Here is an 18,950-nt window from a genome sequence, read left to right as displayed (position 1 = left end):
GAGCCGGGGGATGAAGGGACTCAGGACCCCATCGGGAACGATAGAAGGCACCTGCGCGACGGGTCACGCACCTCTGCCGGCTATCCCCACCAGAACGCGGCCGCGATCAGGATGTACAGGCCGACCATCGTCGCGCCCTCCAGCCAGTCCGACTCGCCGTCGGAGACCAGGAAGGCGACCGCGAGGGTGGAGATCCCGACCGTCGACACCAGCATCGGGTTGAACACCAGGGTGAAGGCCGCGCCGCCGACCAGCGGGGAGAGCAGCACCAGTACCGGGGCGAGCACCAGCGCGATCTGCAGCGGGCTGTTGAGGATCACCGAGAGCGCGTGGTCCGCCTGGTTCTGCCAGGCCAGCTTGACGCCGACCGCGTTCTCCACCGCGTTGCCCGCGATGGCCACGATCACCAGGCCCGCGAACGCCTCGGAGATGTGCATCGCGTTCATCGCCGGTTGCAGCGCGCTGACGAACAGGTCGGAGACGTACGCCGCGAGCAACCCGGTCACGGCGAGCACCGACACGGCCAGGGCGAGCGGCCAGCGGTGGCCTTCCTCGCGCTCGGCGGCGTGATCCGGTGCCGCGTCCTGATCGGCGCTCTGATCGGCGCTCTGACCACTGCCGGCGGCCTGTCGCGTCGCACGACCGCCCTGTTCCCGGCGCTGTCCGCGGCCGGCGGCCTCCTCGCGGCGCACCGAGGCGGGGATCGAGAGCGCGAAAACCACCAGCAGCACGACCGCGGTGATCCGGGAGAGCCCGGCCTCATGGCTGGCGGCGGCGGCGTGGACGTACGAGGCCAGCGAGGGCACCAGCATGGCGGCCACCGACAGGATCATCAGTGCCATGATCATCCGGGCTCGCGGCTGCGAGAACCGCAACACGCCGTGCTTGCGGCCGCCGACGAAGAAGGAGAGCCCGAGTACCAGCAGCAGGTTGCCCAGGATCGAGCCGATGATCGCGGAGGTGACCACGTCGAGCAGGTGTGAGCGCAGCGCGAAGATGCAGATGAACAACTCCGGCAGGTTGCCCAGCGCCGACTGCAGCACGCCGACCGCGCCGGCGCCGAGCCGGTCCGCGAGGTGGTCCACCGCCCGGCCGACCAGCGCGGCGAGCAGCGCGACCGCCACCGCGGAGACGACGAACGGCACCACCGCGCCCGCGCCCTTGGCGAGCACGGCACCGAGCGTGAAGACGGCCGCGCCCGCCATGATGACGATGTCGGAGCGGCGTAGCGCTGTGCCGATGAGGGAACGTTGCGCGGTCTGCGGCGGCCTTGCAGGCGGCATGGTCGTCATGACCGCCGAGCGTAGGGCATCTCGCGGCCAAGCATCGCCGCGACGGCTCATCGCGCAGGACCGGGCCCGGGACGCCGTGAAGGACGCCCGCGGCGCGCGTCACGGAAGGTCGAGGATCTTCTCACGCACCGCGTACATCACGGCTTCCATCCGGGAGTGCAGCTGGAGCTTCTCCAGGATGTTTCGCACGTGGTTCTTGACCGTGTTCTCGCTGATGAACAGGGTCTTGGCGATCTTGCTGTTGTTCGCGCCGGTGGCGATGAGCTTGAGCACCTCCAGCTCGCGGTCGGTCAGCTTGGGCGCGGGCGGCGCCTGTTCGCGCCGCTCCTCGCCGTGCCTGGCCATCGTGGCGAACTCGCTCAGCAGCTTGGTCGCCATCGACGGAGTGATCAGCGACTGGCCGCCGGCCACCGCGCGGATCGAGTCGGCGATCTCGTGCGGCGGAATCTCCTTGAGCAGGTAACCGGTGGCGCCGGCTTTGATCGCCTCGTAGAGGTCGGCTTCCTCGTCGCTCATGGTGAGCATCACGACCCGGGTGGAGGGGGCCACCTCCTTGATCGCGGCGGCCGCCTCGATGCCGCCGCGCCGGGGCATCTTCACGTCGAGCAGCACCACGTCGGGCAGCAGTTCGCCCGCCTTCTCGACCGCCTCGGCGCCGTCACCGGCCTCGCCGACCACCTCGATGTCCGGCTCCTGCTGGAGCACGATGTCCAGGCCGCGGCGCAGCAGGGCGTGGTCGTCGACCAGCAGGACCCTGATGGGATCGGCGTCGGCCGAGGCGGTCGCGCCCCGAGCCGGTGAGGGGGAGGCGGAACGGGTACGACCGGGCGCCGGGGCGTCGGCGCGCGGGCGACCGGGCTGGACCGGTACGCCCTCGGGGCGCCCGCCGGCCGGTCGGCCGGATTCGGATTGGGTCACCTGTCCCTACCCCCTTGAACCTGGATCAGCCGGTCCGGGCAGGCGCCCGTTACTCCCGGACGGGACGCCGGAGACGCTGAGTGACCGAGTCATCATCGCACAGTATCGGCGAAACCTGATAATAGCTGGCGCGGACCCGGGATTGACAGTGCCGTTCGGGAGGTGGTCACCACGTCTTCGGGCGACCCGGCCGGAACTGCCCGGATCCGCGCCTGCTGTCGCATCGTCAGTCAGGTCGGACCGCCGCTGTCAGGCGGCTGAGGCGCTGTCGGATCGGTCCTCGCCGGAGTAGTGGGCGGCGCCGCTCTCCTCCAGATGGATCACGCCGTAGTCGTATCCGCGGCGACGGTAGACGACGGAGGGCTGCTTGGTCTCGGCGTCCACGAAGAGGTAGAAGTCGTGACCGACCAACTCCATCTCGTAGAGCGCCTGGGACAGGTCCATCGGCGGGGCGGTGTGGTTCTTCTCGCGTACGATCATCGGCCCGTCGCCCTCGACCTCGATCGGGCCGACGTGCCGCACATCGCGGCCCTCGGACTCCGGCTCGGGCGCGGGACGCTGGGACGCGGCCAGTTCGGCGGCCTCGAGTTCGGCCAGGGTCGAGGTGGCCACCGACACCGAGACCGGGCTGCGCCTGCCGTGGTGGACCCGGCGGCGGTCGGCTGCGCGGCGCAGGCGGGCCTCCAGCTTGCCGGTGGCCAGGTCCAGCGCGGCGTACGGATCGCCGGCGCAGGCCTCGGCCCGCACGACCGGGCCCCTGGTGCGCAGCGTGATCTCGATCCGGTCGCAGCGTTCGGACTGCCGCGGGTTGCGCTCCTTGGACAACTCCACGTCGAGGCTGATGGCCTTGCCGTCGAAGCGCTCGACCCGCGAGAGCTTCTCCAGGACGTGCTTACGGAACCTCTCGGTCACCTCGGTCTTGCGGCCCTTCACCACGATGTCCACGCGCGTCTCCCTTTTCGTGCTCGCTGTCTGTTCTGACGCCGTGCCGCGCGGCCCTCGTACGGGCCCGCCCGCGGCTCGGGCGCGGTCCCCGGATTTCGCCGCGGGGTCGCGCTCCGCTGATTCGGAGGGGCTGTGTCGTTAGTGGGTCGGGGCACCACCTCCTGGGACTGGATTGCCGGTTGTCAACCGATGCCGGGAAGATCCGGCTTTGGAGGGGTAACGACTCAGATGCCGCGTCAGGTTCCGGCCAGGAGCGTCGGGGTGTACACGACTTCGCGCCTACAGTCGCTTCGTGCGCTGCTCATAGCCTTGAACGTAATGCGCCAAACGCGTGAACGGTAGGGGCCGTTGGGCCTAGTCCGCCAACTGGGTGATAAGAATCCATCCCCACCTGGCCTTTTGCGGTGGCGCACTATGGCGTGGCGTGGCTCGCGCGGCTGGGAGTTCAGCGTGGCCTCCTGATCTCGCGGGGTGGGCCTGCCGGTGAGCACGGGCGCCACGCGCAGTCGGTTCGAAAACACGGCGGCTCGAACACACGGCGGTTCGAGGACCCGGCGAGCCCGCAGGCGCGCTGGTTCGGTCCGAAAGCGCAGGTCAGCGCGGCGCGGGGCGCCGCGGCTCAGTGGTCGCGGAACCGGGTGGCGGCCAGGACCGCCGCGCCGAGCGGCACCGCACCGGCGGTGCCGAGAGCCCGCGCGGCCTCGGCGAGGGTGGCCCCGCTGGTCACGACGTCGTCGACGAGGATGACAGGCCGCTGGCTCAGGCGCCGCGAAGCGGCACGGCGAACGGTGAGCGCACCGGAGAGGTTGCGCACCCGTTCCTGGTGGGTGAGGCCGACTTGATCGGTGACGACCCGCTGGTGGCGCAGTGCCGGAAGGACGTTGGCGGTGCGCCCGAGGGCGCGCAGTTGCGCGGCGGCGACGCGTGCCATGCGGTGCACCGGATCGTGGCCGCGACGACGGACCGTGGCGCGCGTGGACGGAGCGGGAACCAGCCACACGGCGGCGGCATCCGGGCCGGCGGCCAGCGCGGCCCCGGCCAGCCGCAGGCCGAGCGGGCGGGCCAGGTCCAGCCGGTTGCGTTCCTTCTGGGCGATGATGACGTCGCGGACCGGATCCCGGTACGGGGCCAGCGCATACACCGGAGGCAGCCCGGCCGGACGGCGCGCCGGCCGGACCGGCGTGGGCGGTCCGTCGAGCGCGAGGGCGCAGGAACCGCACAGACCCGCGATCACCTCGTCGCCGCCGGTGCGGCCACAGCCGGCACACTCCGCGGGCAGCGCGAGGTCCAGCAGCGCATTCCACCAGAACCGCCGCCTGGACCGAGCCGACTCCTCCCCCACGCGGTGATCATAAGGCGGGGATTCGGGCGCGCACGGTCAAACGACGCAAGTGTGATCAGCGCACATTCGATCAGTCGGTATAGCTGGGGGAAAGACCGTCCACGGCCGTCGTGCCCTGCGGGTTCCACGAACCGCTGGTGAACGCGTACTGGCTGATCTGATCGTCACCCTGGGCGGTGCGATAGGTCGCCAGCAGCGTGCCGCCGGTCCACTCGATGCCGCTGGTGCCGTTCGGCGGGTTGACGGTGACCGCGGTCAGGTCGTTGGCGCTGGTCACCGGCGATCCGTCCGCGTAGAGCTCGGAGATCACCGACGGCGAGGAGGCCTGCGAGCCACCGAGCACGGCCAGGGACTGGAACGTCTGGCTACTGTGCCAGTCGATGTCGGATACGGCGTGCCACTGGTAGACCATCGGGTTGTTGACCGCCTCCGCGAGGTCCAGCAGCTGGCCCGCGACGCTGTTCTCGTAGACCCCGAGCCCGACGGAGTAGACCGTGCCGGAACCCGCGACGGTCTCGGAGTACACCACGGCGACTCGCCGGCCGTCCGGTGCGACCGCGAGCTGCTTGATCGTGATGGGGCCGGCGTCGGCGCCGATCAGGTCGACCCGCTGCGGCCGCGCCTCAAGGCCCTGGGTGATGTCGAGCCGATACAGCACGGGCGTGCCGCCGGCCTGGTCGATGAACCACAGATGCCCCAGGGCGTCCCAGCTCAGTGAGCTGATGGCACCGGTCCACGTCGGCGCGCGGGTCGCCGGATTGCCCGGTTCCCCGAGGTAGAGGTCGGCGCCGTGGTCATCGACGACCGCCGCGACGGACTGACGGCCGTCATAGTCGGTCACGGCGAGCTGCGAGTAGCGGCGGTCCGCGGGGCCGACCTGTTCGGGCCGGGTGTTCTTGCCGTCGTCGTAGTAGACCCGGTGGTCCTTGGCGCCGAGATAGTAGTAGGTGCCGGGCACCGAACCCACCGGTCCGAGGTGGTACTGCCGCATGACGTTCTCGACCGAGTCCGCGACGCCCAGTTCGCTGCCGTGCGCGTCGACGATGGCCACGCGGTTGACCGAGGCCAGATTGCTGAACGTGGCCAGGAATTCGGCCGCGAGCCTCTCGCAGACGCCGTGCGCGTGCCCCGTGCACGCGTTCGGCGTCTTGACCGCTACCTCGGCCGTTCCGTCGGCGGTGATGCTCACCGCGTTGCCCGGGCCGGCGAGGTCGATCTGCGAGACGGGGCCCGCCGCCGCGTCGAGCCACTGCGCGGGCCCCTTGACCAGCTTCTCCGCCAGGTTCTCGGCGACCGAGGAGTCCGGCTGGGAGCGCACGTACACCGGCACCGGGACCATGCTCGCGTCCGGGGCGTCCGCGTTGAGATAGTAGAGGTTGTACTCGGTGTAGTTGGCTCGGAAGGTCTCCTGCGTCATCGCGATGCCGAAGTCGCCGGACGGCAACTGGTCGATCTGGTAGTAGCCCTTGGCGTCGTCGCGCTTCACGTGGAAGTAGTAGGTCTTGTGCTGCGCGTCGGCCAGCGGCTGGTAGGTGCCGTCGTCCCCGACGGTCGCCACGACCGTTCCGCTTATCTGCACGGTGTCGGGCTGCTTGGGCAGCGACGTGGGGCTGGTCTCGTCGCTGCCGAAGACGACGACCTTGGACGGATCCCAGTTCCGGGCGTCGCTGGTGAGGTACGCGCGGGCGATGGCCAGGTTGCTCGGATCGCTGGCCGCGGTCTGGAGAAAGCCCTCCACGATCGACGCCTGGTCCTGGTCCCGCCGCGGCGCCTGCGGCCAGATCCGCACGTCCGAGCCGCTGCCGGCTTCGGTCTGTTTGCTGACCGCGTTGACCCCGGAGTCCGCGGGCAGGTTCACGCAGCCGGCCGTGAGCAGGCCGAGCACGGCCAGCAGCCCGGCTGCCGCGGCGCGCGCCGCCTTTCCGCTAGTCATTCCCGCTCCCGCCGCCCGAGCCGCCACCCTCGCCGCCATGCACGTCACCGCGCACGTCACCGCGCAGGTCTCCGTCGCCGAAGCCGGTGATCGACGGCGCACTGGACACGGTCGCCCGGTCGATCGCGGCCGCGTCCTGACCACCGGGCGAACCAGCGGACGTGCCGTTGCCGCGCAGCGCGCCCGGGCGCGTCGACGCGGCCGGATCCAGGATCGTGCGAGGCCGGGTCACGGCCGGTTGGGCCGCCTGCTCATCCGAGGTGTGGCGGCGGCGCAGGCGGTGGCTGGAATCCTCCGGCTCGAGCGGGATCGGCGAGCGCAGCAGTTCCACCCGGGTGTTGCGGGGCACGGTCAGCCGGAACTGGGAGCCGCCACCCGGTTCGCCCCAGGCCTGGAGCCAGCCGTGGTGCAGCCTGGCGTCCTCCAACGCGATCGCCAGGCCCAGGCCGGTGCCTCCGGTCGTGCGCGCGCGCGCCGGATCGGCCCGCCAGAACCGGTTGAACACCAGCGAGGACTCGCCGGGGCGCAGCCCGACACCGTGGTCGCGCACCGCGACGGCGACCGCGTCGTCCGCGACCGCGACCTTGACCAGCACCTCGCGGCCCTCGCCGTGCTCGATGGCGTTGACGATCAGGTTGCGCATCACCCGGTCGATCCGGCGCGCGTCGACCTCGGCGACGCACGGCTCGCCGGGCGCCTCCACGACGACGGGGCTGCCCTTGCGTTCCGCCAGCGGCGCGCAACTGTCCACGACCCGTTGGACCAGCGCGCGCAGGTCGACCGGCTCGGCGTCGAGGATCGCGGCCCCGGCGTCGAAGCGGCTGATCTCCAGCAGGTCCGCGAGCAGTTCCTCGAAGCGGTCCAGTTGGTTCTGCAGCAGTTCGGCGGAGCGGGAGACCACCGGGTCGAAATCGTCGCGCGCCTCATGGATGAGGTCGGCGGCCATCCGCACCGTGGTCAACGGGGTGCGCAGTTCGTGGGAGACGTCGGAGACGAAGCGGCGCTGGACCCGGGAGAGCTCCTCCAGCCGGCGGATCTGGTTCTGCAGGTTCGCGGCCATCTTGTTGAAGGAGTTCGCGAGCGAGGCCAGATCGTCCTCGCCGCGCACCCGCATCCGCTCCTCCAGGCGCCCGGCGGCCAGCCGCTCGGCGATCCCGGCGGCCATCCGCACGGGGCTGACGACCTGGCGCGAGACGAACCACGCGATGCCGACCAGGGCGAGCACCAGGATCAGACCGGCGATCACCAGGGAGAGCTCGACCAGTTGGAGGTTCTGTTCGTCCTGGCTGAGCGGGAAGAAGTAGTAGATGTCCGCGGTCAGATCGACGCCGCTGTTGCTCGCCGCGACGCGCTGTCCGTAGACGACGGCGTCCACCTTGCCCTGCGGCTTGTCGTAGTCGACGGTGGCGAACTCGTAGTACGCCTGGCCGGAGGCGGCGCCGTGGACCTTGCTCTCCAGATCCCCGGGAACGCTGTACGGCGCCAGTGAGTTGCACGCGACCGGCGAGATCGCGGCCTGGTCCTTCTCCAGGATGACGACCACCTGGAACAGGGTGCTGCTGCGGCACAGCGAACGCGAGACGGTCATCGCGAGCACACCGGTGTCGATGCTCGGGTCGAGGCTCTTGAAGTCCTGCACCGCGCTCTGGAAACCGGCGTTGGCCTGCTCCTTCGCGGCGTCGATCCGGGTGCTGAGGATGCCGTCGGCGACCCGCTGGGCTATGAAGTAGCCGAGGCCGACCGCGACGCCGAGGGAAAGCACCATGGTGACGGACACGACGCGGAACTGGAGCGATCGGCGCCAGCGGGCGGGCAGGTCACGCAGGGTGCGGCCGAACGCGCGAAGCGCGCGCCGCGTTCTGGCTCCCATGCCTGCGCCCATGGCTCCAACCGTTGGTTCCGCTGTTCAGCCGAGGTGTACACGGTCCGGGTGTGCACGGTCCGGTAAGGACCGCGCCCGCGCACAGCGGGCCGCGACGCGCCGTTGCCCGGTGGGCAGGCCGACCGGGCCGGGGCCACCCCTGCGTCAAGACGACGCAAATCGGACGCCTCGGGTTCCCGGGCCGGTCCGCTCAGGCCGGGCCGGCCTTGTAGCCCACGCCGCGCACGGTGATCACGATCTCGGGTTTCTCCGGGTCGTGTTCAATCTTCGAACGCAGCCGCTGCACGTGCACATTGACCAGGCGGGTGTCCGCGGCATGCCGGTAACCCCACACCTGCTCCAGCAGGACCTCCCGGGTGAAGACCTGCCAGGGCTTGCGGGCGAGGGCGACCAGCAGGTCGAACTCCAGCGGGGTCAGCGCGATGGAATCACCGCCGCGCTTGACCGAGTGGCCGGCGACGTCGATGGAAAGGTCGCCTATGTTGAGCGTCTCCGGCTTCGGCTCGTCCGCGCGGCGCAGCCTGGCACGTACCCGCGCCACCAGTTCCTTCGGCTTGAACGGCTTGATCACGTAGTCGTCGGCGCCGGATTCGAGACCGACCACGACGTCCACGGTGTCGCTCTTGGCGGTGAGCATGACGATCGGGACGCCGGACTCGGACCGGATCTGCCGGCACACGTCGATGCCGTCGCGTCCCGGCAGCATCAGGTCGAGCAGCACCAGATCCGGCTTGAACTCGCGAAAAGCACCGAACGCGCGGTCGCCGTCGGACACCGTCGCGGTTTCGAAGCCCTCGCCGCGCAGCACGATCCCGAGCATCTCGGCCAGCGCGGTGTCGTCATCGACGATGAGCACACGTCCCTTCATGCCGCTCATCTTCGCATCATTTAGTCGCCGAATAGCAACATTCGCAGGATCGGGTCCCGGAAACGCACAGCTCAGCTCTTCCGACTTCCTGCCGCCGAAGCACCGAAACCTCGGCTGCCGAGGCATTAGGATGTGGCCCTGCTCCGTCGCGGGGCGGTCACGTGGGGCTAAGACGAGGTGGGGGATGCCGGAGCTGCCGACGGCCTGGGCTTCTCCCGGCGCACCCGCGCCCGAAGCGACCAGAGTGCTGCGTGCCGCTGACGGGCGCGGCCCGGCGGCGGCCGACGAGCGGATCGCGCGGCCGGTGCCGCTGCGGCCGCTGAGCATCCTCGAGCTGGTCGACGGCGCGGTCGGCGCCGTGCGGACCGTTCCCGTGACGCTGCTGGGCTGGACCTCGCTGCTGGTGGTGGGGGCCGCGCTGGTGGACTTCATGCTGACGTGGCTGTTCGACTCGGCGGTGGCGGCCGCGACCAGGGTGCATCCGGTGATCAGCACGGACGAGCTCGGCAGCACGTTCGTCGAGTACGGCCGGACGCGGGGCGCGGGGACCTTCGGCGTCTTCGTCGTGCACGCCGCACTACCGATCGTCTGCTCGGGTTTCGCCGTCACGATCCTGGCGGGCCTCTTCGCGGAGCCGGTGAAGCGCTACGTGGACGGAGCGTCGTCGGCCGGCGCTGGAACGGGCGAGACCCGACAGCGCCTCGGACGCCTCGTCGCGCTGGCTGCGGTCACCGCATTCCCCCGCGCCGTGTTCGTCGCCCTGTACGCGCTGGCCACACTCCTTGTCGTCGACGATCCGCAGGGCGGTCACGGCGCGGCGATGGCCTGGATCACCATCCTCTGCGGGCCGATGTGCGCCGTGCTCACCGCCGACTGGGCCGTCGCGGCGCCGGCCGCCGCGCTGGAGGACGCTCGGCGGCTCAGCGGGCTGCGCCGGTCCCACCGGCTGGTGACGGCCGGCCGCTGGCGGGTGCTGTGGGCGACGTCGCTGACCTTGCTGATCGCCACGGTCACGATGCTGCCGCTGATCAGCTGCCAGTACTACATCGGTTCCGCGTTCGGGGTGCGCGACCTGCTCAATGGCGACCCGGTGCCGGGCACCGCGTACTGGTGGCTGGCCGGTTACGTACTCGCGCTCACGCTGGTGCAGGTACTCACGGCTCCGTTCCGCGCGGCCGCGGCGGTCATGTTGTACGTGGACCGCCGCTTCCGCCGCGAGGGCCTCGACATCCGCATCGCGTGGGCGCGGGTCGCGCGCGCACTCACGGCCGGGAAGGGGCGCTGAACATGCCGCACGCCGACACGCCCGTGACGGTCGGCAGCGACCAGGCGCGGCAGTGGGCTGTCCAGGAGCTGTCGAAGCCGCAGTATCACCGCGCCCCGCAGTCGCCGAGTCCGCCGCCGAGCCCGTCACCGTCCACGGCGGTGCCGCAGCCTTCCCCGCCTTCGGCGCGTCCGCCGTCACCGGGCCACGCGCTGACGGTCATCCTGATCATCCTGGCGGCCATTCTCCTCGTCGTCGTGGTGCTTCTGGTGCTGCGCCGGCTCGGCAAGCCGCGAACCGAGAAGAAGATCAAGCAGACGAAGGCGGGCGCCAAGTCCGCGGGCTCGGGCCGGGAGGCTCGCACGGTGTTGACCGGGGCCGCGTTGCATCGCCACGACGCGGAACTGGCCGCGGCCGGGAGCGACTGGGCCGCGGCGGTGCGGGAACGGTTCCGCGCGGTGATCGCGACCCTGGACGAGCGCGGCCTGCTGCCGGAACGCGCGGACCGCACCGCGGACGAGGCGGCGCGGGATGCGGGCGTGTTCCTGTCCGCACACGCCGAAGCGCTGGCCGCGGCGGCTCGCGCTTTCGACGAGGTCGAATACGGTGAGTACGTCGCCACACCCGAGGCTTACGCGGTGATCAGCGAGGTTGACGAACTGGTGCGCACACAGCAACCGGACACGCTGCGACTGCCGATCGCGATCGCGCCTACCATGCCCGGCGGCATGCAGTGAGAAGCGCGGTGAGGCGTGCCCTGTCATCGACTGCCGCGGCAGCGATGCTCTTCACTGCGGTCGCGGCCACCGCGCCGGCGCACGCGCAAGTATCAGCGGGCCTTCACACAGACGGATCGGCCGACAGCTCACCGCTGCTCGAACCGACCTCCGACACCGCGTTGCTGAACCTGCTCGGCGAGCAGGGCGTCGAGTACTACCCCGTATCGGATCCCCTCGAAGCGGCGAGTTACGCGGGCTCCCGCAGCACGCTGGTCATCGACGCGTATGAGCACCCGGACGACCAGGTCCTCTCGCGGTTGACCGAAGCCGGGTTCGGGCGTGTGGTCATCCTCGACAACGAGCCGGCCGTGTTCAGCGCGTTCGTTCCCGGTGTCCACTTCAACGGATACGCCGACAGTGCCGACCGCTCCGCGCGCCCGGCCTGTGAACAACCCGACGCGGTGGCGGCCGGAAGCATCCGGATGACCGGTTCGCCGGCGATGTTCACGCTGAACGCGGCCGGGGGTTCCGTCGAAGGCTGCTATTTCGTGAACGGCTTCCCGACGCTCGCCTACTCCAGCAACCGCGCGAACGATGTGGTGGCTCTCGGCTCGGCCACGTTCTTCGAGAACGACGAACTGGCCTCGGCCGGCGACGCGGCACTGGCGCTGCGGATCTTCGGCGCGCATCCCAAGCTGGTCTGGTACGCCCCGAGCTTCGAGGAGGATCCCTCGCTGAGCAACTGCGGCGGCGCGCTGTGCACCGGCGACCAGGATCAGAACACTCCCGCGCCGGGCAGCACCACGACGATTCCGGCGGGCGGCGGCGGAAGCGGCAGCACTGGTGCGCAGCGGCCTACAGTCACCGATCTGATGCCGAGCTGGATCTGGTGGGTGCTGCTCCAACTGCTGATATCGGTGCTGCTGGTGGCCTATTGGCGGGGGCGGCGGCTCGGCGCGGTCGTCACCGAGCAGTTGCCGGTCGCGGTGCGCGCCTCCGAGACGGTGGAAGGCCATGCGCGGCTTTATCGCCGCGCGAACGCGCACGGGCGCGCCGCGGAACTACTGCGCGCTGCGACGGCGGGCCGGCTGGCGGGTTATTTCGGTGTGCCCGCGGCGCGCGCGCACGCCGATCCGTCCCTGCTGGTCGCGCCGGTGGCCGCCCGGCTCGACGTCACCGAGAACGAGGTCGCCCGGCTGCTCGCCGGCGACGCCCCGCAGTCCGAAGCCGACCTGGTCCTGCTCGCGGACCACCTCGACCAACTGGAACAGGAGGTCCGGTCATCGTGACCGAGTCCGACACCGCTTTCCTTTCCGGCGCAGCCGACGGCGCCGACGGCGCCACGGACAACACCATGCCGGTCCCTCAAGCGTCCGCGCTCTCCCCGGCCGACGCGGCACGGCAGTCGCTGCGCGCGGTGCGGGCCGAGGTGGCGAAGGCCGTCGTGGGCCAGGACGCGGCGGTCACCGGCCTGGTGATCGCGCTGCTGTGCGAGGGGCACGTGCTGTTGGAGGGGGTGCCGGGTGTCGCCAAGACGCTGCTGGTGCGGTCCCTGGCCGCGGCGCTGTCGCTGGACACCAAGCGGGTGCAGTTCACGCCGGATCTGATGCCCGGCGACGTGACCGGTTCGCTGGTGTACGACGCGCGCACCGCGGAGTTCTCCTTCCGCGAAGGGCCGGTGTTCACGAACCTGCTGCTGGCCGACGAGATCAACCGCACGCCGCCGAAGACGCAGGCCGCGCTGCTGGAGAGCATGGAGGAGCGGCAGGTGACGGTGGACGGCAGCCCGCGCCGTCTGCCGTTCCCGTTCGTGGTCGCCGCGACGCAGAACCCGCTGGAGTTCGAGGGCACGTATCCCTTGCCCGAGGCGCAACTGGACCGGTTCCTGCTGAAGTTGAACCTGCCGTTGCCCAGCCGCGACGAGGAGATCTCGGTGCTGCGCCGGCACGCGGACGGATTCGATCCGCGGCGGCTCTCGGACGCCGGGGTCCGGCCCGTCGCGGGACGGGACGAGCTCGAGTCGGCGCGCGACGCGGTGCGCAAGGTCACCGTGACCCCGGAGGTCCTCGGGTACATCGCGGATATCGTGCGCGCTACACGTAGCGCGCCCGCGTTGTCTGTCGGCGTGTCGCCTCGCGGCGGTACCGCACTGCTCGCCGCGTCACGCGCCTGGGCGTGGCTGTCCGGGCGTGACTATGTGAGCCCTGATGACGTCAAGGCTCTTGCTCGCCCTGTGCTGCGGCATCGGGTACGGCTGCGGCCGGAGAGTGAGCTTGAGGGCGTGTCGACGGACGCGGTCATCGATGGTGTGCTCGCCACCGTCGCCGTTCCGCGTTAGCCGGCGGGCGGCGAGCGATGCGAGCCTCCGCGCTCCGTAATAACGTCGGCGACGCCGGCCGCGGCAGCCTGGTGCTCACGGGCCGCGCCGGGGCACTCGCCGCGGCCGGGTCGGCGCTGGTGGGCGTGGTGTCCGGCGTGTTCCACCTACCCGGCTGGCTGGGGATCGCGGCTTTCGAGGGGGCGCTCGGCTGCGGGATCGCGGTGGACGCGCTGCGTGCGGGCTCGGTGCGGGACCTGGCGTTCGTCCGCGGCGGCGACAGCACGGTGCGGCTCGGGGAGAGCGCGACGGTCGGCCTCGACGTGGTCAACGCGGGCGATCGGCAGCTGCGGGGAACTCTGCGTGACTCCTGGACGCCGAGCGCGGGGAATCTCGTGCGCACGGCGGCGCCGCGGCACGTCGCGTCTCCGGCCAGGGAGCCGCGTCACGAACTGTCCATCGCGGCGCACGGCACGCTGCGGGTCGAATCGGTGCTGACGCCGACGCGCCGCGGGGATCGGGCGCCGGACCGGGTCACCGTCCGGTCGCTGGGACCGCTCGGTTTGGCGGGCCGGCAGATTTCGCGGGTGGTGCCGTGGCGGCTGCGCGTGTTGCCGCCGTTCGAGAGTCGCAAGCATCTGCCGTCGCGGCTGGCTCGGTTGCACGAGACGGACGGACGTACTCCGGTGCTGGTACGCGGGCAGGGCAGCGAGTTCGATTCGCTGCGTGAATACGTGGTCGGCGATGATGTGCGGTCGATCGACTGGCGGGCGACCGCGCGCCGCAACGACGTGGTGGTGCGCACCTGGCGGCCGGAGCGGGACCGGCACGTGGTGATCGTGTTGGACACCAGTCGGGCTTCGGCGGGCCGGGTGGGCGATGTGCCGCGCCTGGACTCGGCGATCGACGCCGCGCTGCTGCTGACGGCGCTGGCGACGCGGGCCGGCGACCGGGTGGACCTGCTCGCCTATGACCAGCGGCTGCGCGCGTCGGTCACGGGCGCGCTGCCCGGCCGCACGTTGGCGCTGTTCAGCGACGCGATGGCGGTGCTCGAACCGTCGCTGATCGAGCTCAATGCCGAGGCCCTGGTCGCGCACCTGACCAAACGGATTCGCAGGCCGTCGCTGGTGGTGTTGCTGACCAGCATAGACGCGGCCACGATCGGCGAGGGGCTGCTGCCGCAGGTGCGGCGGCTGACGGGGCGACACAGGGTGCTGGTGGGTTCGGTGGCTGATCCGCGGGTCGCGCAACTGGCTTCGGCGCGCGGCGACGCGGACGCGGTGTTCGCGGCGGCTTCGGCCGAGCTCACGCTCTCGACGCGCCGTCAGGTCGCCGCGCTGTTGGGCAGGCATGGCGTCGAGGTGGTGGACGCGGTGCCCGAACGGCTCGCTCCCGCGCTGGCGGATCGGTATCTCGCCTTGAAGGCCGCCGGCCGGTTGTAGTCCGGGCCGGCTCGGGAAATCCGTCGACCGGCCGCACGCCGACCGATTCACGGACACCTTGGCGCGGCGCATCGTGGATCCGGTGGTCCGTGCCCTGCCACCGGTCGGTGCTGTCGATCAGTTCGCGGACAACACCGATTTCCTGCGCTCTGTGGATAATCCCGGCTTCGGCGTCGCGGGCTGTGAGCGGCCTGCGCCGAGCCGGGCTGGCATGTGTGGTCGGCTGTGCCGCTGTGTTTCGCTGGGCGGTAGCGGCCGTAGTGGTGTGGGCGGTGGGGCGGTAGCGGTGGTGGTAGCGGTGGTGGTGGTCGTGAACGCGGTGCGGCCCTGCCCGGGGACCTGTGTGGTCCCGGGCAGGGCCGGACTGTACTGGTTGTGCGGCGGTGTCCTGCTCTCCCGCCGGGTCGCCCCGGCAGTACCCTCGGCGCTGGCGGGCTTAGCTTCCGGGTTCGGAAAGGGATCCGGGCGTTTCCCCGCCGCTATGACCGCCGCAACATGCTCAGACCTCCCGTTCCGGTCACCCCCCGCGTGCGGGGGGTGTGGTTGGGGGTCTGTGAACCGGATAGTGGATGCGTCTGTCGTGCACTGGCCACCGAGCACCCCCCTGGGGGGTGTGGTAAGCCCTCGGCCTATTAGTACCCGTCCACTCAACCCCTCACAGGGCGTACATGCCGGGCCTATCAACCCCGTGGTCTACAGGGGGCCTTAACCAATCGAAGTTGGAGGGAGACCTCATCTCGAAGCCGGCTTCCCGCTTAGATGCTTTCAGCGGTTATCCATCCCGAACGTAGCCAACCAGCCGTGCCCCTGGCGGGACAACTGGCACACCAGAGGTCCGTCCATCCCGGTCCTCTCGTACTAGGGACAGCCCTTCTCAAGTCTCCAACGCGCGCAGCGGATAGGGACCGAACTGTCTCACGACGTTCTAAACCCAGCTCGCGTACCGCTTTAATGGGCGAACAGCCCAACCCTTGGGACCTACTCCAGCCCCAGGATGCGACGAGCCGACATCGAGGTGCCAAACCATCCCGTCGATATGGACTCTTGGGGAAGATCAGCCTGTTATCCCCAGGGTACCTTTTATCCGTTGAGCGACCACGCTTCCACACGCCATGGCCGGATCACTAGTCCCAGCTTTCGCTCCTGCTCGACCCGTCAGTCTCACAGTCAAGCCCCCTTGTGCACTTGCACTCGACACCTGATTGCCAACCAGGCTGAGGGAACCTTTGGGCGCCTCCGTTACCCTTTAGGAGGCAACCGCCCCAGTTAAACTACCCACCAGGCACTGTCCCCGATCCGGATCACGGACCCGGGTTCAGGCACCCATGCCGACCAGAGTGGTATTTCAACAACGACTCCACACGACCTGGCGGCCGCGCTTCACAGTCTCCCACCTATCCTACACAAACCGACACGAACACCAATACCAAGCTATAGTGAAGGTCCTGGGGTCTTTCCGTCCTGCTGCGCGAAACGAGCATCTTTACTCGTAGTGCAATTTCACCGGGCCTGTGGTCGAGACAGCCGGGAAGTCGTTACGCCATTCGTGCAGGTCGGAACTTACCCGACAAGGAATTTCGCTACCTTAGGATGGTTATAGTTACCACCGCCGTTTACTGGCGCTTAAGTTCACCGCTTCACCGTGAGGCTGACAGGTCCCCTTAACGTTCCAGCACCGGGCAGGCGTCAGTCCGTATACATCGCCTTACAGCTTCGCACGGACCTGTGTTTTTAGTAAACAGTCGCTTCCCGCTGGCCTCTGCGACCCCCCACCGCTCCGGACGCTAGGTCCACCACGATAAGGGGCCCCCCTTCTCCCGAAGTTACGGGGGCATTTTGCCGAGTTCCTTGACCACAGTTCACCCGAACGCCTCGGTATTCTCTACCAGACCACCTGTGTCGGTTTAGGGTACGGGCCGACGCGTCCCTCGCTAGAGGCTTTTCTCGACAGCCTAGGCACAGCGACTTCGCCCCTACGGGCTCCCCATCACACCTCAGCCACATGATCGACGGATTTGCCTGCCGACCGGCCCACGTGCTTGGCCCGGGACAACCACCGCCCGGGACCGCCTACCTTCCTGCGTCACCCCATCACTCACCTACTACGGCCTTAGGCCACCGGCCCCCCACACCCCACAGACCCGAAAGCCTGCGAGGGGAGAAGCGGGCTTAGTCTCAGCCGCCTCGGCCCTTGCGGTCCACGTCGGGTACGGGAATATCAACCCGTTGCCCATCGACTACGCCTGTCGGCCTCGCCTTAGGACCCGACTCACCCTGGGCGGAACAACCTGGCCCAGGAACCCTTGGTCTACCGGCGCCGCAGATTCCCACTGCGGATATCGCTACTCATGCCTGCATTCTCACTGCCCCGCCCTCCACGCCTCCCTCACAGGGACGCTTCACCGGACGAGGCACGCTCCCCTACCCCACACCCGCCCTGCACCCCGCTTGCACGAGGCGAAGGCATCACGGGCGTAGACACGGCTTCGGCGGCGCACTTGAGCCCCGCTACATTATCGGCGCGAAACCACTTGACCAGTGAGCTATTACGCACTCTTTCAAGGATGGCTGCTTCTAAGCCAACCTCCTGGTTGTCACCGCGGTCCCACATCCTTTCCCACTTAGCGCGCGCTTAGGGGCCTTAGCCGATGCTCTGGGCTGTTTCCCTCTCGACCACGGAGCTTATCCCCCGCAGTCTCACTGCCACGCTCAACGTACCGGCATTCGAAGTTTGGCTGACGTCAGTAACCTTGTCGGGCCCATCAGCCATCCAGAGCCCTACCTCCGGCACGCACACGCAACGCTGCACCTAAATGCATTTCGGGGAGAACCAGCTATCACGGAGTTTGATTGGCCTTTCACCCCTAACCACAGGTCATCCCCCGGGTTTTCAACCCCGGTGGGTTCGGGCCTCCACACCGTCTTACCGGCGCTTCACCCTGCCCATGGCTAGATCACCCCGCTTCGGGTCCAGAACGCGCGACTCAACCGCCCTTATCGGACTCGCTTTCGCTACGGCTACCCCACACGGGTTAACCTCGCCACACGCCACTGACTCGCAGGCTCATTCTTCAAAAGGCACGCCGTCACGGCACCACCCCAACAGGCGGCACGACGCTCCGACGGCTTGCAGGCACACGGTTTCAGGAACTCTTTCACTCCCCTCCCGGGGTACTTTTCACCCTTCCCTCACGGTACTCGTGCACTATCGGTCACCAGGAAGTATTCAGCCTTACCAGGCGGTCCTGGCAGATTCACACGGGATTTCACGGGCCCCGCGCTACTCGGGAACACCCTCGGGAGCCGCAGACATGACGTGTACGGGGCTCTCACCCACTCCGGCCGGCCACTCGCATGCCGTTCCACCACACCCACGGTTTCTCACTCCCCACACGATCGGCGGACCATGCAGAAGGGTCCCACAACCCCCCATGCGCAACCCCCGCCGGGTATCACACGCACAAGGTTTAGGCTAAATCCGCTTTCGCTCGCCACTACTCACGGAATCACTCTTGTTTTCTCTTCCACCGGGTACTGAGATGTTTCACTTCCCCGGGTTCCCTCCACACTCCCTATACATTCAGGAGTAGGTGACGCCCCATCACGGGCGCCGGGTTCCCCCATTCGGACACCCCCGGATCACAGCTCGGTTGACAGCTCCCCGGGGCCTATCGCGGCCTCCCACGTCCTTCATCGGCTCCTGGTACCAAGGCATCCACCGTGCGCCCTAAATCACTTACCACGCTCGGCGTCAAAAAACACAACAGAAACCAGACCCAAAAAAATAAAGACCAGACCACGCACCCCACAGGGCACGCGATCATCGAGATCTAGATGCTCGCATCCACTATCCAGTTCACAAACACCCCACGGACCCGAACGCCCCACACCCACCACCCACACACACCAGAACCCAGCCCCACAACGAGACCAAGACACCCGGCACATCCGGTATGACAAGCAGGACACCCACCGTCACCGAGACAACAAACCCACCCCACCCCCCACAACAGCAGGAGAAATGAAGC

The 18,950-nt window shown here is 69.1% G+C and carries 12 protein-coding genes and 2 rRNA genes; 5 read left to right on the top strand and 9 right to left on the bottom strand.

All coding sequences use genetic code 11. The features are described from left to right. Positions 1-80: 80 nt before the first annotated feature. The 7 genes from KGA66_RS03865 to mtrA form a co-directional block, all read right to left on the bottom strand. The gene (locus KGA66_RS03865; protein ID WP_246506981.1) at positions 81-1,292 is read right to left on the bottom strand and encodes a calcium:cation antiporter family protein; all 1,212 of its coding nucleotides are present in this window, start codon (positions 1,290-1,292) and stop codon (positions 81-83) included. A gap of 99 nt (positions 1,293-1,391) precedes the next feature. Further along, the gene (locus KGA66_RS03860; RefSeq protein ID WP_211464536.1) at positions 1,392-2,210 is read right to left on the bottom strand and encodes a response regulator; all 819 of its coding nucleotides are present in this window, start codon (positions 2,208-2,210) and stop codon (positions 1,392-1,394) included. Positions 2,211-2,459: 249 nt separating this feature from the next. Beyond that, positions 2,460-3,155 carry a ribosome hibernation-promoting factor, HPF/YfiA family gene (gene hpf, locus KGA66_RS31380; protein ID WP_211464535.1) on the bottom strand — a complete coding sequence of 232 codons (696 nt, stop codon included), beginning with the start codon at positions 3,153-3,155 and terminating at the stop codon, positions 2,460-2,462. A gap of 619 nt (positions 3,156-3,774) precedes the next feature. Continuing rightward, a complete protein-coding gene (locus KGA66_RS31375) occupies positions 3,775-4,497 on the bottom strand; it encodes a ComF family protein (protein WP_211464534.1) in 723 nt (240 codons plus the stop codon). 70 nt (positions 4,498-4,567) lie between these two features. Next, complete coding sequence (locus KGA66_RS03845; RefSeq protein ID WP_211464533.1) at positions 4,568-6,430, bottom strand: LpqB family beta-propeller domain-containing protein; 1,863 nt, start codon at positions 6,428-6,430, stop codon at positions 4,568-4,570. Continuing rightward, a complete protein-coding gene (gene mtrB, locus KGA66_RS03840) occupies positions 6,423-8,312 on the bottom strand; it encodes an MtrAB system histidine kinase MtrB (protein WP_211464532.1) in 1,890 nt (629 codons plus the stop codon). Before mtrB ends, KGA66_RS03845 begins: the two co-directional genes overlap by 8 nt. A gap of 190 nt (positions 8,313-8,502) precedes the next feature. Then, a complete protein-coding gene (gene mtrA, locus KGA66_RS03835) occupies positions 8,503-9,180 on the bottom strand; it encodes an MtrAB system response regulator MtrA (RefSeq protein WP_211464652.1) in 678 nt (225 codons plus the stop codon). A 184-nt stretch (positions 9,181-9,364) separates the two neighbouring features. Between mtrA and KGA66_RS03830 the strand changes: the two genes are divergently transcribed. From KGA66_RS03830 to KGA66_RS03810, 5 genes are all read left to right on the top strand, one after another. Next, positions 9,365-10,465, top strand: coding sequence for a hypothetical protein (locus KGA66_RS03830; protein ID WP_211464530.1), 1,101 nt, complete (start codon positions 9,365-9,367; stop codon positions 10,463-10,465). Between the two features lie 2 nt (positions 10,466-10,467). After that, positions 10,468-11,181, top strand: a complete 714-nt coding sequence (locus tag KGA66_RS03825) for a DUF4129 domain-containing protein (RefSeq protein ID WP_211464528.1) — start codon at positions 10,468-10,470, stop codon at positions 11,179-11,181. A gap of 44 nt (positions 11,182-11,225) precedes the next feature. After that, positions 11,226-12,452, top strand: a complete 1,227-nt coding sequence (locus KGA66_RS03820) for a DUF4350 domain-containing protein (RefSeq protein WP_211464526.1) — start codon at positions 11,226-11,228, stop codon at positions 12,450-12,452. A 65-nt stretch (positions 12,453-12,517) separates the two neighbouring features. After that, positions 12,518-13,501 carry an AAA family ATPase gene (locus tag KGA66_RS03815; RefSeq protein ID WP_211464650.1) on the top strand — a complete coding sequence of 328 codons (984 nt, stop codon included), beginning with the start codon at positions 12,518-12,520 and terminating at the stop codon, positions 13,499-13,501. Positions 13,502-13,569: 68 nt separating this feature from the next. Then, positions 13,570-14,922 (top strand): DUF58 domain-containing protein, encoded by a 1,353-nt coding sequence (locus tag KGA66_RS03810; RefSeq protein ID WP_211464648.1) that lies wholly within the window; start codon positions 13,570-13,572, stop codon positions 14,920-14,922. 375 nt (positions 14,923-15,297) lie between these two features. Here KGA66_RS03810 and rrf read toward each other — a convergent pair. Together rrf and KGA66_RS03800 are read right to left on the bottom strand one after the other, a co-directional pair. Continuing rightward, positions 15,298-15,415: ribosomal RNA gene (rrf, locus tag KGA66_RS03805) — 5S ribosomal RNA — on the bottom strand. Positions 15,416-15,534: 119 nt separating this feature from the next. Further along, a 23S ribosomal RNA gene (locus KGA66_RS03800) occupies positions 15,535-18,664 on the bottom strand. Positions 18,665-18,950: the final 286 nt, after the last annotated feature.

Source organism: Actinocrinis puniceicyclus (assembly GCF_018283645.1).
GTDB lineage: Bacteria > Actinomycetota > Actinomycetes > Streptomycetales > Catenulisporaceae > Actinocrinis > Actinocrinis puniceicyclus.
The sequence above is the reverse complement of the archived record's forward strand: the minus strand, read 5'-3'. Positions and strand labels throughout refer to the sequence as shown.

What these genes read in the sequence shown, in the direction of transcription:
- KGA66_RS03865 (WP_246506981.1), bottom strand. Translation starts at nt 1,292, where the DNA reads ATGACGACCATGCCGCCTGCAAGGCCGCCGCAGACCGCGCAACGTTCC.
- KGA66_RS03845 (WP_211464533.1), bottom strand. Translation starts at nt 6,430, where the DNA reads ATGACTAGCGGAAAGGCGGCGCGCGCCGCGGCAGCCGGGCTGCTGGCC.
- mtrB (WP_211464532.1), bottom strand. Translation starts at nt 8,312, where the DNA reads ATGGGCGCAGGCATGGGAGCCAGAACGCGGCGCGCGCTTCGCGCGTTC.
- mtrA (WP_211464652.1), bottom strand. Translation starts at nt 9,180, where the DNA reads ATGAAGGGACGTGTGCTCATCGTCGATGACGACACCGCGCTGGCCGAG.
- KGA66_RS03830 (WP_211464530.1), top strand. Translation starts at nt 9,365, where the DNA reads ATGCCGGAGCTGCCGACGGCCTGGGCTTCTCCCGGCGCACCCGCGCCC.
- KGA66_RS03825 (WP_211464528.1), top strand. Translation starts at nt 10,468, where the DNA reads ATGCCGCACGCCGACACGCCCGTGACGGTCGGCAGCGACCAGGCGCGG.
- KGA66_RS03820 (WP_211464526.1), top strand. Translation starts at nt 11,226, where the DNA reads ATGCTCTTCACTGCGGTCGCGGCCACCGCGCCGGCGCACGCGCAAGTA.
- KGA66_RS03815 (WP_211464650.1), top strand. Translation starts at nt 12,518, where the DNA reads ATGCCGGTCCCTCAAGCGTCCGCGCTCTCCCCGGCCGACGCGGCACGG.